At 57.7% G+C, this 293-nt stretch carries 1 pseudogene; it reads right to left on the bottom strand.

The window, feature by feature from the left end:
* A pseudogene (locus tag ACW9IR_RS29875) lies at nucleotides 1–293 on the bottom strand (M10 family metallopeptidase); the annotation flags it as partial.

The following is a 293-nucleotide window of genomic DNA, read 5'->3' on the forward strand; positions in this document are numbered from 1 at the left end:
AGAATATCGTCGCCCGCACCGCCTTGAAGGGTGTTGGCATCGGCATTGCCGAGCAAAGTGTTGTTCTGGTCATTACCGATGACGGTGAACTGGCCGGCGCCTAGCAACGTGACATTCTCGACATCGTGCAGGTTGCTCAGGCCAAGATCGATGGTTCGGGTCTGGGTAGCTGCGGCGTAGTTGATGTAGAGGGTGTCAGTGCCCTCATTGGCCAACTCTTGCACGAGCGCCAGTTCATCCGCCTGATCCAGTACGTAGGCGTCGTTGCCCTTGCCGCCGATCATGATGTCCAG

The sequence above is a fragment of the Pseudomonas sp. SDT291_1_S447 genome, from assembly GCF_054070155.1.